General features: G+C 73.5%; 11 protein-coding genes and 1 pseudogene. 9 read left to right on the top strand and 3 right to left on the bottom strand.

All coding sequences use genetic code 11. The features are described 5' to 3' along the window. Positions 1-3: 3 nt before the first annotated feature. Positions 4-783 carry a TrmH family RNA methyltransferase gene (locus AC4OXY_RS26250; protein ID WP_362820687.1) on the top strand — a complete coding sequence of 260 codons (780 nt, stop codon included), beginning with the start codon at positions 4-6 and terminating at the stop codon, positions 781-783. Here AC4OXY_RS26250 and paaN read toward each other — a convergent pair. Next, complete coding sequence (gene paaN, locus AC4OXY_RS26255; protein WP_356025972.1) at positions 780-2,486, bottom strand: phenylacetic acid degradation protein PaaN; 1,707 nt, start codon at positions 2,484-2,486, stop codon at positions 780-782. The genes AC4OXY_RS26250 and paaN overlap by 4 nt on opposite strands. Positions 2,487-2,645: 159 nt before the next feature. On the opposite strand from paaN, the gene AC4OXY_RS26260 reads away from it, so the two are divergent. Together AC4OXY_RS26260 and AC4OXY_RS26265 are read left to right on the top strand one after the other, a co-directional pair. Next, positions 2,646-4,160: a 3-hydroxyacyl-CoA dehydrogenase gene (locus AC4OXY_RS26260; RefSeq protein WP_491991155.1), complete on the top strand. Its 1,515-nt coding sequence runs from the start codon at positions 2,646-2,648 to the stop codon at positions 4,158-4,160. Beyond that, positions 4,157-4,744, top strand: a complete 588-nt coding sequence (locus tag AC4OXY_RS26265) for a TetR/AcrR family transcriptional regulator (RefSeq protein WP_356025976.1) — start codon at positions 4,157-4,159, stop codon at positions 4,742-4,744. Before AC4OXY_RS26260 ends, AC4OXY_RS26265 begins: the two co-directional genes overlap by 4 nt. 15 nt (positions 4,745-4,759) lie before the next feature. Here the strand turns inward: AC4OXY_RS26265 and AC4OXY_RS26270 are convergent, their stop codons facing one another. Beyond that, the gene (locus AC4OXY_RS26270) at positions 4,760-5,260 is read right to left on the bottom strand and encodes an Lrp/AsnC family transcriptional regulator (protein WP_356025979.1); all 501 of its coding nucleotides are present in this window, start codon (positions 5,258-5,260) and stop codon (positions 4,760-4,762) included. A gap of 175 nt (positions 5,261-5,435) precedes the next feature. Between AC4OXY_RS26270 and pdhA the strand changes: the two genes are divergently transcribed. From pdhA to AC4OXY_RS26295, 5 genes are all read left to right on the top strand, one after another. Next, complete coding sequence (gene pdhA / locus AC4OXY_RS26275; RefSeq protein ID WP_491991156.1) at positions 5,436-6,587, top strand: pyruvate dehydrogenase (acetyl-transferring) E1 component subunit alpha; 1,152 nt, start codon at positions 5,436-5,438, stop codon at positions 6,585-6,587. Beyond that, positions 6,584-7,588, top strand: a complete 1,005-nt coding sequence (locus tag AC4OXY_RS26280) for an alpha-ketoacid dehydrogenase subunit beta (protein ID WP_356025983.1) — start codon at positions 6,584-6,586, stop codon at positions 7,586-7,588. Before pdhA ends, AC4OXY_RS26280 begins: the two co-directional genes overlap by 4 nt. After that, the gene (locus AC4OXY_RS26285; protein WP_356025985.1) at positions 7,588-8,985 is read left to right on the top strand and encodes a dihydrolipoamide acetyltransferase family protein; all 1,398 of its coding nucleotides are present in this window, start codon (positions 7,588-7,590) and stop codon (positions 8,983-8,985) included. The genes AC4OXY_RS26280 and AC4OXY_RS26285 overlap by 1 nt, the downstream gene beginning before the upstream one ends. Before the next feature lie 73 nt (positions 8,986-9,058). Then, positions 9,059-9,973 carry an NTP transferase domain-containing protein gene (locus AC4OXY_RS26290; RefSeq protein ID WP_491991157.1) on the top strand — a complete coding sequence of 305 codons (915 nt, stop codon included), beginning with the start codon at positions 9,059-9,061 and terminating at the stop codon, positions 9,971-9,973. After that, complete coding sequence (locus AC4OXY_RS26295) at positions 9,970-11,319, top strand: molybdopterin molybdotransferase MoeA (protein ID WP_356025990.1); 1,350 nt, start codon at positions 9,970-9,972, stop codon at positions 11,317-11,319. Before AC4OXY_RS26290 ends, AC4OXY_RS26295 begins: the two co-directional genes overlap by 4 nt. Positions 11,320-11,347: 28 nt before the next feature. Here the strand turns inward: AC4OXY_RS26295 and AC4OXY_RS26300 are convergent, their stop codons facing one another. Next, complete coding sequence (locus AC4OXY_RS26300; RefSeq protein ID WP_356025992.1) at positions 11,348-12,445, bottom strand: potassium channel family protein; 1,098 nt, start codon at positions 12,443-12,445, stop codon at positions 11,348-11,350. A gap of 103 nt (positions 12,446-12,548) precedes the next feature. Here AC4OXY_RS26300 and AC4OXY_RS26305 point away from each other — a divergent pair. Further along, a pseudogene (locus AC4OXY_RS26305) lies at positions 12,549-13,235 on the top strand (potassium channel family protein); the annotation flags it as partial. Between the last annotated feature and the right edge of the window lie 13 nt (positions 13,236-13,248).

Here is a 13,248-nt window from a genome sequence, read left to right on the forward strand (position 1 = left end):
GGCATGACCGACCCGCTGACCCGCTGGCGCGCGCACGCCGGCAGCGCCGTGCTGCTCGACGGCTTCCACGCCCTGAAGCACGCGGTGCGCTTCGGGGCGGAGGTGCCGGTGGCGGTCACCACCGACCGGGCGGCCGCGCTCGCCCTGGCCGAGGAGCTGGCCGGGGACGTCCGGGCCGCGCTGGACGCCCTGCTCACCGAGGTGCCGGCGCGGACGTACGCCTCGCTCGTGCCGCGGCCCCACCCGACCGGGGTGGCCGCGCTGGCCGTACGGCCGTCCCGTGAGGCCAATCTGCGGGCGCTCGCCCGCACGCCGCGCACCGCGCCGGTCGTGGTCCTGGACAACCCGAGGAACCTGGGCAACGCCGGGGCCGTGATCCGGCTCGCCGCCGGTTTCGGGGCGACCGGGGTGGTCACCACGGGCACGCTCGACCCGTGGCACCCCACCGTCGTGCGCGGCGGCGCAGGGCTGCACTTCGCGACCGCCGTGGAGCGCCTCGGGGTCGAGGAGCTGCCCGCCGGGCCGCTGTTCGCCCTCGACCCCGAGGGCGAGGACATCCGGGGCACCACGCTGCCCGACGACGCCGTGCTGGCGTTCGGCTCGGAGCGCAGCGGGCTGTCGGCCGAGCTGCGCGCGCGTGCCGACCACCTGCTGGCGCTGCCGATGCGCCCCCAGGTCTCCAGCTACAACCTGGCCACCAGCGTGGCGATGACGCTGTACCACTGGAGCGTCACCGGGGGCGCGCCCTCGGCTTCCCAGGCCGCTGTCCGGGCCCCTTCCTAGGCCTCCCGGCGCACCTCGACGACCCGGAACCGGTTCGCCACGAACGCCCCGTCGCACAGCGCGGCGTTGGCCGCCGGGTTGCCGCCCGAGCCGTGGAAGTCGGAGAAGGCGGCCGTCTGGTTCACGTACACCCCGCCGGTCAGGTTGAGCGACAGCTGGGCCGCCTCCTCCAGGCAGACCTCCTCGACGGCCCGCTCGGCCTCGGGGTCGGTCGTGTAGGCGCCGACCGTCATCGCGCCCTTCTCGCGGACCGTGCGGCGCAGCAGCTCCACCGCGTCGGCCGTCGAGTCGACCGCGACGGCGAAGGAGACGGGGCCGAAGCACTCGCTCATGTAGGCGGCCTGGTCGTCCGCCCCCTCCCAGTACTTCCGCGCGCCGTCCAGCTTGACGATGACGGGGGTGCGCACGACCGCGTCCGGGAAGTCCGGGTGGGTGATCTCCCGGGAGGCGAGGACGACTTCGCCGAGGCCGGCCGCGGCTTCCAGGCGGGCCTTGACGTCCGGGTTGACGATCGCGCCGAGCAGGGCGTTCGCGCGCGCGTCGTCGCCGAGGAGGCCGTCGACCGCGCGGGCGAGGTCGGCGGTGACCTCGTCGAAGGTCTTGGAGCCCTGGTCGGTGCGGATGCCGTCCCGGGGAACGAGCAGGTTCTGCGGGGTGGTGCACATCTGGCCGCTGTACAGGGACAGCGAGAACGCCAGGTTGGACAGCATGCCCTTGTAGTCGTCGGTGGAGTGCACCAGCACCGTGTTGACGCCGGCCTTCTCCGTGTAGACCTGCGCCTGGCGGGCGTTGGCCTCCAGCCAGTCGCCGAAGGCCGTCGACCCGGTGTAGTCGATGATCCGGATCTCGGGGCGGGTGGCCAAGGGCTTGGCGATGCCCTCGCCGGGGCGTTCGGCGGCCAGCGCCACCAGGTTCGGGTCGAAGCCGGCCTCGGTGAGGACCTGGCGTGCGACCTGCACGGTCAGCGCGAGCGGCAGCACCGCGCGCGGGTGGGGCTTGACCAGGACCGCGTTGCCGGTGGCGAGGGAGGCGAACAGGCCCGGGTAGCCGTTCCAGGTCGGGAAGGTGTTGCAGCCGATGAGCAGGGCGATGCCGCGCGGGACCGGGGTGAACTGCTTGGTGAGGGTCAGCGGGTCGCGCTTGCCCTGGGGCTTGGTCCACTCGGCCGTCTCCGGCGTGCGGACCTGCTCCGCGTAGGCGTACGCCACCGCCTCCAGGCCGCGGTCCTGGGCGTGCGGGCCGCCCGCCTGGAACGCCATCATGAAGGCCTGGCCGCTGGTGTGCATGACGGCATGCGCGAACTCGTGGGTCCGGTCGCTGATGCGCTTGAGGATCTCCAGGCAGACCACCGCGCGCGTCTCCGCGCCCGCGTCCCGCCAGGCGCGCTGCCCGGCCTTCATCGCGGGCAGCAGCACGTCCACGTCCGCGTGCGGGTACTCCACGCCCAGCGCGATGCCGTACGGGGAGACCTCGCCGCCCGTCCAGTCGTCCGTGCCGGGCTGGCCGAGGTCCAGGCGGGTGTTCAGCACGGCGTCGAAGGCGGCCTTGCCCGCCTCCGCGTCCAGGCTGCCGTTCGCGCCGTAGGCCTTGGGGTGCTCGGGGTGCGGGGACCAGTACGCGCGCGTACGGATCGCTTCCAGCGCCTGGTCCAGGGTGGGCCGGTGCTTCGCGATCAGCTCGGGCGCGGTCAGTTCGGCGGCCATGCGGGACCAACTCCTCGTCTGGGGAACTCTCCATCGAGTTCACGGCCTGGCAGAAAGAGCAGCGGGATGGGATCGTCAGAGCTAGAGTAACCGAACGATCGGTCGGGACAAGGGGGACCGCCGCATCTGTGGAAAACCCCGTGCGGGAGGATCGCGCACATGACAGCACTCGACCTCAGCAGCCCCGTGGCCGTCGTCGGCACCGGCACCATGGGCCAGGGCATCGCCCAGGTCGCGCTGGTCGCCGGCCACCCCGTGCGGCTGTACGACGCCGTCGCCGGACGGGCCCGGGACGCGGCCGAAGCGATCGGCGCCCGGCTCGACCGGCTCGTGGAGAAGGGCAGGCTCGGCGCCGCCGACCGGGACGCGGCCCGTGCCCGGCTGAAGCCGGTGGACGGCCTCGCCGGGCTGGCCGACTGCGGACTGGTCGTCGAGGCCGTCCTGGAACGGCTGGACGTCAAACAGCAGCTCTTCGGCGAGCTGGAGGACATCGTCACCGAGGACTGCCTGCTCGCCACCAACAGCTCCTCGCTGTCGGTGACGGCGATCGGCGGCGCCCTGCGCCATCCCGGCCGCTTCGTCGGCCTGCACTTCTTCAACCCGGCCCCGCTGCTGCCCCTGGTCGAGGTCGTCTCCGGGTTCGCCACCGACGTCACGTCGGCCACGCGCGCGTACGAGACCGCCCGCGCCTGGGGCAAGACCCCGGTGGCCTGCGCGGACACCCCGGGCTTCATCGTCAACCGGATCGCCCGGCCGTTCTACGCCGAGGCGTTCGCCGTCTACGAGGCCCAGGCGGCCGACCCGGCCACCATCGACGCGGTGCTGCGCGGCTCCGGCGGCTTCAAGATGGGTGCCTTCGAGCTGACCGACCTGATCGGGCAGGACGTCAACGAGTCCGTGACGCACTCGGTGTGGCAGGCCTTCTTCCAGGACGTGCGCTTCACGCCCTCCCTGGCGCAGCGCCGGCTGGTGGAGTCCGGACGCCTCGGCCGCAAGAGCGGGCACGGCTGGTACGACTACGCCGAGGACGCCGAGCCGGCCGAGCCGCACACCGCCGACGAGGAGCGGCCGCCCGCGTACGTCATCGCCGAGGGCGACCTCGGCCCCGCCGCCGGTCTGCTCGCGCTCATCCGCGAGGCGGGCATCCAGGTCCGCGAGGAGGACGAGGACAACGGCACCCGCCTGGTGCTGCCCGGCGGCGGCCAGCTGGTCCTCGCCGACGGGCAGACCTCCGTGGAGTTCCGGGACGTCGTCTACTTCGACCTCGCCCTCGACTACCGCACGGCCACCCGCATCGCCCTGTCCGCCGTCCACGACACCTCGCCGCAGACCCTCGCCGAGGCCACCGGCCTGTTCCAGGCGCTCGGCAAGGACGTCAGCGTCATCGGCGACGTCCCCGGCATGATCGTCGCGCGCACGGTCGCCCGGATCATCGACCTCGCCCATGACGCGGTCGCCAAGGGCGTGGCCACCGAGGAGGACATCGACACGGCCATGCGCCTCGGGGTCAACTACCCGCTCGGCCCGTTCGCGTGGGACCGCAAGCTCGGCCGCGACTTCGCCATCGACGTCCTGGACGAGATGCACGAGCGCGACCCGTCCGGACGCTACGCGCCCTCACTCGCGCTCTACCGCCACGCATACGCCGTCGACAAGCGGGAGGGCGCCTCGTGACCACGGCCAGACGCGACACGTACACCCCGGAGACGCTCCTGTCCGTCGCCGTGCAGGTCTTCAACGAGCGCGGCTACGACGGCACCTCCATGGAGCACCTGTCCAAGGCGGCCGGCATCTCCAAGTCGTCGATATACCACCACGTCAGCGGCAAGGAGGAACTGCTGAGCCGGGCCGTCAGCCGGGCCCTGGACGGACTGTTCGCCATCCTCGACGAGGAGCACGCGCGCGTGGGGAGGTCCGTCGAGCGTCTGGAGCACGTCGTGCGCCGCATGGTCGAGGTGCTCATCGGCGAGCTGCCGTACGTGACGCTGCTGCTGCGCGTGCGCGGCAACACCGAGACCGAGCGGTGGGCGCTGGAGCGGCGGCGCGACTTCGACCACCGGGTCGCCGAGCTGCTGAAGGCCGCGGCCGCCGACGGTGACGTCCGCGGCGACGTGGAGGTCCGGCTGGCCACCCGGCTGGTCTTCGGCATGATCAACTCGATCGTGGAGTGGTACCGGCCGGACCCGCGCGGCGCCGGCGAGCGCGAGGTGGCCGACGCCGTCGCCCGGCTCGTCTTCTCGGGCCTGCGCAGCGCCTGAGAGCCGGCAGGGCCGCTACTCCTCCGGCTCCAGGTCCTCCTCCTCGAACACCAGCAGCGTGCGCGTGCTGAGCACCTCGGGGATCGCCTGGAGCCGGGTGAGGACCAGCTCGCGCAGCGCCCGGTTGTCGGGCGTGTGCACCAGCAGCAGGACGTCGAAGTCGCCGCCCACCAGAGCGATGTGCGAGGCGCCGGGCAGCTGTCTGAGCTGCTCGCGGACCGTGCGCCAGGTGTTCTGGACGATCTTCAGGGTCACGTACGCCGAGGTGCCGTGCCCCGCCCGCTCGTGGTCCACGCGCGCGCCGAACCCGCGGATCACCCCGTCCTCGACGAGCCGGTTGATCCGCGCGTACGCGTTGGCGCGCGAGACGTGGACGCGTTCGGCGACCGCACGTATCGAGGCGCGGCCGTCACCCTGGAGGATTTTCAGGATGTCCTGATCGATGGCGTCCAGCGGTCGCGGGGGCGGCAGCGGGATGCCATCCTGCGGTCCCTCGGCCAATTGTTCAGCTGCCATGTCCCCCCGCTCCCTCGCCGTGGACGTCCTGCGTTCATTCCAGGCTGTGGAGAACCGTTTGTCCACAGCCTGAAGGTGCCTGTAGCCAAAATGTGCCGACGACCGAACAATCGGTAGGTGGGACGGGTCACCGTCGACCCGCCTCCCGTAGCCGCTCCCACGAGGAGGTGCCGTCATGACGGTCATGGAGCAGCGAGGCGCGTACCGGCCATCGCCGCCGCCCGCCTGGCAGCCCCGTATGGACCCCGCGCCGCTGCTGCCCGACGCCGAGCCCTACCGCGTCCTCGGCACCCGGTCGGCCGCCGAGGCCGACCCCGACCTGCTGCGCCGGCTCTACGCCCAGCTGGTCCGCGGTCGCCGCTACAACACCCAGGCCACCGCACTCACCAAGCAGGGCCGACTCGCTGTCTACCCCTCCAGCACCGGCCAGGAGGCCTGCCAGGTCGCGGCCGCGCTGGCCCTCCAGGAACGCGACTGGCTCTTCCCCAGCTACCGCGACACGCTCGCCGTCGTCGCCCGGGGCGTGGACCCCGTCGAGGCGCTGACGCTGCTGCGCGGCGACTGGCACTCCGGCTACGACCCCCACGCCCACCGCGTGGCCCCCCTGTCCACCCCGCTGGCCACCCAGCTGCCGCACGCCGTCGGCCTCGCGCACGCCGCCCGCCTCAAGGGCGACGACGTCGTCGCGCTCGCCCTGGTCGGCGACGGCGGCACCAGCGAGGGCGACTTCCACGAGGCGCTGAACTTCGCCGCCGTCTGGCAGGCACCGGTCGTCTTCCTCGTGCAGAACAACGGCTTCGCCATCTCCGTCCCGCTCGCCAAGCAGACCGCCGCGCCCTCCCTGGCCCACAAGGCCGTCGGATACGGCATGCCGGGCCGACTGGTCGACGGCAACGACGCGGCGGCCGTCCACGAGGTCCTCACCGACGCCGTGCAGCACGCGCGTGCGGGCGGCGGACCCACCCTGGTGGAGGCGGTGACGTACCGCATCGACGCCCACACCAACGCCGACGACGCCACCCGCTACCGCGGCGACACCGAGGTCGAGGCCTGGCGCGCGCACGACCCGATCGAACTGCTGGAGGCGGAGCTGACCGCGCGGGGGCTGATCGACGAGGCCGGCAAGGAGGCCGCCCGGCAGGACGCCGAGGAGATGGCCGCCGCCCTGCGCGCCCGCATGAACCGCGATCCCGAACCGGACCCCATGGCCCTCTTCGACCACGTCTACGCCGAGACCACCGCCCAACTGCGGGAACAGCGCGCCCTGTTGCAGGCCGAGCTGGACGCCGAGCAGCAGCACGGCGAGCCGGAAGGCGGCGCCCGATGACCACCGTCGCCGTCAAGCCCGCCACCATGGCGCAGGCCCTCACGCGCGCGCTGCGCGACGCGATGGCCGCCGACCCCACCGTGCACGTCATGGGCGAGGACGTCGGCGCGCTCGGCGGGGTCTTCCGGGTCACCGACGGCCTCGCCAAGGAGTTCGGCGAGGACCGCTGCACCGACACCCCGCTCGCCGAGGCCGGCATCCTCGGCACCGCCGTCGGCATGGCCATGTACGGCCTGCGCCCGGTGGTGGAGATGCAGTTCGACGCCTTCGCCTACCCGGCGTTCGAGCAGCTGATCAGCCATGTCTCCCGGATGCGCAACCGCACGCGCGGCCGGATGCCCCTGCCGATCACCGTCCGCGTGCCCTACGGCGGCGGCATCGGCGGCGTCGAGCACCACAGCGACTCCTCCGAGGCCTACTACATGGCCACCCCGGGCCTGCACGTCGTCACGCCCGCGACCGTCGCCGACGCCTACGGCCTGCTGCGCCGGGCGATCGCCTCGGACGACCCGGTGGTCTTCCTGGAGCCCAAGCGGCTGTACTGGTCGAAGGACTCCTGGAACCCCGAGCACCCGACCGACGTGGAGCCCATCGGCCGCGCGGTGGTGCGCCGGCCGGGCCGCAGCGCCACCCTCGTCACCTACGGCCCCTCCCTGCCGGTCTGCCTGGAGGCCGCCGAGGCGGCCCGGGCCGAGGGCTGGGACCTGGAAGTGGTCGACCTGCGCTCGCTGGTGCCGTTCGACGACGAGACGGTCTGCGCGGCCGTCCGGCGCACCGGACGCGTGGTCGTCGTCCACGAGTCCACCGGGTTCGGCGGACCGGGCGGCGAGATCGCGGCCCGGATCACCGAGCGCTGCTTCCACCACCTGGAGGCGCCCGTGCTGCGCGTGGCCGGCTTCGACATCCCCTACCCGCCGCCCATGCTGGAGCGGCACCACCTGCCCGGCGTCGACCGCATCCTGGACGCCGTGGCCCGGCTGCAGTGGGAGGCCGAGGGCTGATGGCACAGGTGCTGGAGTTCAAGCTCCCCGACCTCGGCGAAGGACTCACCGAGGCGGAGATCGTCCGCTGGCTCGTCCAGGTCGGTGACGTCGTCGCCGTCGACCAGCCGGTCGTCGAGGTCGAGACGGCCAAGGCCATGGTCGAGGTGCCCTGCCCCTACGGCGGCGTGGTCACCGCCCGCTTCGGCGAGGAGGGCACCGAACTGCCCGTCGGCGCCCCGCTGCTGACGGTTGCGGTGGGCGAGGCGGCGCCGCACACCGAGCCCGAGGGCTCCGGCAACGTCCTGGTCGGATACGGCACGTCGGAAGCACCCGCGCGACGCCGTAGGCTGCGGCCGGCGCCGATGGCGGCCGACGGCGCGAGCGCGAGGACCGCCGGAAGCGGCACACCCGTCCCGGACGCGGCGGCGGGGCGGAACGGGACCCCGGCCTCCCTCGCCGCTGCCGCCGTGCCCGTGACCGCACTGCACGCCGAGGGCCCCGTGCCCGTGATCTCCCCGCTGGTGCGCAGGCTCGCCCGTGAGGGCGGCGTGGACCTGCGGCAGCTGGCGGGCTCCGGCCCGGACGGACTGATCCTGCGCGCGGACGTCGAGGGCGCCCTGCGGACCAGGACGGCCCAGGGCAGCGGCTGGGCCGAGACACCGGCCGCGGCGGCGGCACCCGCCGTCCCGGCCGCGCCCGCCCCCGCCTCCCCGGCCCCGCGCGCCGCCGGGGTCCGCGTCCCCCTCAAGGGCGTCCGCGGAGCCGTCGCCGACAAGCTCTCCCGCAGCCGCCGGGAGATCCCGGACGCCACCTGCTGGGTGGACGCGGACGCGACCGAGCTCATGCGTGCGCGTGCCGCGATGAACGCAGCCGGAGGCCCGAAGATCTCCGTGCTCGCGCTGCTCGCCCGGATCTGCACCGCCGCCCTCGCCCGCTTCCCCGAGCTGAACTCCTTCGTCGACACGGACGCCCGCGAGATCGTCCGGCTCGACCACGTCCACCTCGGGTTCGCCGCGCAGACCGACCGCGGGCTGGTCGTGCCGGTCGTCCGGGACGCCCACGCGCGCGACGCCGAAGCGCTGAGCGCCGAGTTCGCCCGGCTCACCGAGGCCGCCCGCACCGGCACCCTGACGCCCGGGGAACTCACGGGCGGGACCTTCACGTTGAACAACTACGGGGTCTTCGGCGTCGACGGCTCCACCCCGATCATCAACCACCCCGAGGCGGCCATGCTCGGCGTCGGCCGCATCGTCCCCAAACCCTGGGTGCACGAGGGCGAGCTGGCGGTGCGCCAGGTCGTCCAGCTCTCGCTCACCTTCGACCACCGGGTGTGCGACGGCGGCACGGCGGGCGGCTTCCTGCGGTACGTCGCGGACTGCGTGGAACAGCCGGCGGTGCTGCTGCGCACCCTGTGACACCCGCGGGGCCCGGCACAAGGTCCCCGCGGACGGCGCACACAGGCAGGCCCGGGCGGGACATACTCGGGGGATGAGCCACAACGCCCCCGCCGCGCCCGGGCCGCCCGCGCCGTACGACGCCGTCGTGCTGGCCGGCGGCGCCGCCCGGCGGCTCGGCGGGGCCGACAAACCCGGGCTGCGGGTCGGCGGCCGGGCGCTGCTCGACCGGGTGCTCACCGCCTGCGCGGGTGCCCGTACGACGGTCGTCGTGGCCGCCCGGCGGCCCACCGTGCGGCCGGTGCTGTGGACGCACGAGGAGCCGCCCGGTGCCGGACCGGTCGCCGCGCTGGCGGCAGGACTGCGCCTGACCACCGCCGAGCACGCCGTCGTGCTCTCCGCCGACCTGCCCTTCCTCGAACCGGCCACCCTCCAGCGCCTGTTGGCCGCCCTGCGCGACAGCGGCGCCGACGGCGCGCTGCTCACCGACGCGGGCGGCCGCGACCAGCCGCTCGTCGCCGCCTACCGCACCGGCGCACTGCGCCGCGAACTGGGCACCCTCGCGGCCGGATCCGACGGCCTGACCGGACTGCCCCTGCGCCGGCTGACCGGCGCCCTCCGCCTCACCCGTGTCCCGGACCCGCTCGCGTCCTTCGACTGCGACACCTGGGACGACATCGCCGACGCCAGGGCACGCATCAGGGAGCATGGGCACGTGTTGGATGAATGGATCTCCGCAGTCAAGGACGAGCTGGGCATCGACCTCGACGTCGACACCGGCGTCCTGCTCGACCTGGCCCGGGACGCCGCGCACGGCGTCGCCCGGCCCGCCGCCCCGCTGACCACCTTCCTCGTCGGCTACGCCGCGGCCCAGGGCAAGGGAAGCCCCGAGGCCGTCGCCGAGGCCGCCCGCAAGGCCACCGCGCTGGCCTTGCGCTGGGAAGAGGAGAACGAGGCGAAGGACGGGGGTGGGGACGGCAGCGGCCCGGACACCCCGGACGCCGGATGACCGCCCCCGACACCCGGAACGGGGCGCCCGCGCAGGACAGCGACGACCTCGACCTGGAGGTGGCCCTCGCCCTCGTGAGAGAACCCAGGGACCACGACGCGGGCCAGACGCCCGCTCCGGATCCTGATGCAGACGGCGAACGGCGCCGGGCCACGCCCTGGCACCAGGCCCGCGAGACCGCCGCCCGCGCCGCGCGCGCCCGCCCCCGCCGCGCCCCCGTCTCCGTGCCGCTCGACGACGCCCTCGGCCTGGTCCTGGCCGCCCCCCTCGACGCCCTCACCGACCTGCCCTCCTTCGACACCTCCGCGATGGACGGCTGGGCGGTCGCCGGACCCGGCCCCTGGCAGGTGCGCGACGAGGGCGTGCTCGCCGGCCACGGCCTGCCTGAGCCGCTCACCGACGGCGAGGCCGCGCGCATCGCGACCGGCGCCCGCATCCCCGCCGACACCACCGCGGTCCTGCGCGGCGAGCACGGCCACACCGACACACAGGGCCGGCTGCACGCCACCCGGGACCTGGCGCACGGCCAGGACATCCGCCCGCGCGGCCAGGAGTGCCGCAAGGGCGACCAGTTGCTGCCCATCGGCACCCTGGTCACCCCCGCCGTCCTCGGCCTCGCCGCCGCAGCCGGATACGACACCGTCACCGCCGTACCCCGGCCGCGCGCCGAAGTCCTCGTCCTTGGCGACGAGTTGCTGACCGAGGGCCTGCCGCACGACGGGCTGATCCGGGACGCGCTCGGCCCGCTGCTGCCGCCCTGGCTGCGCGCGCTCGGCGCCGAGGTCGTCGCGGTGCGGCGGATCGGCGACGACGCCGAGGCCCTGCACCGCGCCGTCACCGGCTCCGACGCCGACCTGATCGTCACCACCGGCGGTACCGCCGCAGGCCCGCGCGACCATGTGCACCCGATCCTGGACCGCATCGGCGCCGAACTCCTCGTCGACGGGGTCACGGTGCGCCCCGGCCACCCCATGCTGCTGGCCCGCACCAAGGACGACCAGCATCTCGTCGGCCTCCCCGGCAATCCCCTCGCGGCCGTCTCCGGCCTGCTCACGCTCGCCGAGCCGCTGCTGCGCACCCTCGCCGCCCACCCGGCCCCCGAGCGGTACGCGCTGCCGCTGACCGAGGCGGTCCAGGGACACCCGGACGACACCCGGCTCGTCCCCGTGGTGCTGCGCGGCGACCGTGCCGTACCGCTGCACTACAACGGCCCGGCCATGCTCCGCGGGGTCGCCGCCGCCGACGCGCTGGCCGTCGTACCGTCCGGCGGGGCGCCGCAGAACGCGCAGACCGAGCTGCTGGATCTGCCGTGGGCGAGCGCCGGGATCGGGGTGTGTTTCACGTGAAACGTCCGGGCCATGACGCGGTGCCGGATCAGTGGCGGGGTGCCGCACGCTGAATGGTGATCAACCGGTCCCCGGCCCGGAGGGTTTCCGCTCGGGGATCGGCATGGTCCAGCATCTCCTTGCCCCGCACGACGGCGACGACAAGATCGGGGCTCTGACGTGGAGAGTGCCCCACCTCGCCCGGGGACACCCCTCGCTCCACAAGATCAAGCCCGCTCCCGTACGTCATGAGGTCTTCCAGGACGTCCGCGCTGCGTGCACTGGACATGGCCACACCGAGCAGACGGCCGGCCGAGCTGGAACTGGTGATCACGGCGTCGGCGCCGGACTGCTTCACCAGCGGCACGTTCTCGTCCTCTCGGACGGCGACGACGATCGAGGCTCTCTTGTTGAGCTGCCGAGCGGTGAGGGTGACCAGCGTTGCGGTGTCGTCGCGCTGGGGAGCCACGATGACGTGAGCTGCCTGGTGCAGTTCGGCCCTGCTCAGAGTCTCTGCGCGGGTGGCGTCGCCGTGGACGGCGGCGAGCCCGTCACTGGTGGCGAGGTCCACCGCCTTCTTCTGCGGATCGACCACGACGATCTGATCCTTCGAGGTCCCCTGTCCCAGAAGGGTCTCGACGGCATGACGGCCCTTCGTGCCGTACCCGACCACGACCACGTGATCGCGGATGCGGGTGCGCCAGCGTTCGATCCGGACCTGGTTCCGCGTGCGTTCGGTGAGGACTTCCAGCGTGGTGCCGACCAGGATGATCAGGAACAGCACACGCAGGGGTGTGACGACGAAGATGTTGGTGAGCCGGGCGCCGTGGCTGACCGGGGTGATGTCGCCGTAACCGGTGGTGGAGAGGGTGACGGTCGCGTAGTACGCCGAATCGACCAGGTCCACTGTGCCGTCTGCGCTGTCTCGATAGCCGGCACGGTCGAGCCACACGAGCAGGGTCGTGAGGGCGAGCACCAGCAGCGCCAGGGCCAGGCGCCGGAGCACCTGTTGCAGGGGCGGCACCGTCGCCCCGGCCGGCAAGCGGACCGATTGCCCGTCCTCGGATCTGGACCAGTACCGCAGGGACCGCAGGAGTGGAAGGCGGGTTCTGTCCGAGCCGGGTCCGGGTTGCCTCGGGGCACTCATTGCGCGTTTCCTCTGCTGTACGACATCGTGACGCTGGAGATCGCTCCAGCATTGTTGCCCTTGGCTTCCGTATTAAGCATGGGATCACCCACTGATGACTCAGAGGCACACGTTGCGGGATCACACCGTCGTCATCGGCTTCGGCACCAAGGGACGGTCGGCGGTCCGGACCGTCTGCGCGACCGGGCTGAAGACGGAACAGGTGGTCGTGGTCGACCCCAGTGCCAAGGCCGTCGACGCGGCGATCGCCGAGGGCTACGCCGGGGTCATGGGCGACGCCACCCGCAGTGACGTGCTCAAGAGGGCCGAGCTGCACAAGGCCCGGCAGATCATCGTGGCGCCGCAGCGCGACGACACCGCCGTCCTCGTCACGCTGACGGCCCGGCAGCTCAACCGGGGCGCGAAGATCGTGGCCGCCGTGCGCGAGGAGGAGAACGCACCGCTGCTCAAGCAGTCCGGCGCCGACGCGGTCATCACCAGCGCCAGCGCGGCCGGCCGGCTGCTCGGCCTGTCCGTGCTCAGCCCCGCCGCCGGCATGGTCATGGAGGACCTGATCCAGCAGGGCAGCGGACTGGACCTCGTCGAACGGCCGGTGGTGCGCGGCGAGGTGGGCAAGCGGCCGCGCGAGACCGACGACCTCGTGGTGAGCGTCGTACGCGGACACCGGCTGCTCGGCTACGACGACCCGGCCGTCGGCGTCCTCCAGCTCACCGACCGGCTCATCACCATCGTCCGCGTGTCCCCCGGCAACCGGGCCACCCCGGGCATCCGGCCGCGGCCGCTCGACTGAGCGCCGGGCCCGA

The sequence above is a fragment of the Streptomyces sp. HUAS MG56 genome (genome assembly GCF_058673395.1).